The sequence below is a fragment of the Deinococcus piscis genome, from assembly GCF_014653275.1.
Classification (GTDB): Bacteria; Deinococcota; Deinococci; order Deinococcales; family Deinococcaceae; genus Deinococcus; species Deinococcus piscis.
The window spans coordinates 1-548 of record NZ_BNAL01000100.1; the positions used below are offsets into that span (position 1 = coordinate 1).

The window sequence follows — 548 nt, forward strand, 5'->3', positions numbered from 1 at the left end:
TAGACCTGCTGACCCAGCCTTTTTGCCCACCAGGAGGGGCTGGAAGTGAAGTTGTCACCTACTGAGGGGGCGGCGCATCTGTGCGCTGGCGGGAACTGTATTGAGGAAATGATTTAGGCGAGTCATGTAGTCGTTCTGGCTGATTTGCTGGATTTCATCGCTGTCCATGCGAGTGGCGACCAGCACCAGAGCGCCCAGGAAAGCCACTCCTAAGGGCCGTCCTCGTGCATCATTTTCCCAGACAGAACCTAGAAAAATGCAGCCCTCGTCCACCAGCTCTTCGCGGATGGCCTCCGCATAATCGTCGGCCCAGGTTCCTGTACTCGTCTCCCCCCAGCGCTGCTGGCCTATACGTTCTAGTGCTAAGTCGGAAACGTTTAGGTAGATGGTGCTGCCTACAGGTGCCCCATAAGTAAAGTGTTCAATCAGCGCGTCATTCCAATCTTGATAAGTGGGCAAGGTTTTCTCCTTTTTACAACTCGTAAGTAGCTTCCGGGTGTAGACTAAGTCATCAGACGACTTGACCCCCAACTGACTCCTGAAGACGA

The 548-nt window shown here is 53.8% G+C and carries 1 protein-coding gene; it reads right to left on the reverse strand.

The window, feature by feature from the left end:
* Positions 1-54 precede the first annotated feature (54 nt).
* On the reverse strand, positions 55-548 hold a 494-nt coding region (locus IE158_RS13465; RefSeq protein WP_229839149.1), incomplete at its 5' end, for a hypothetical protein.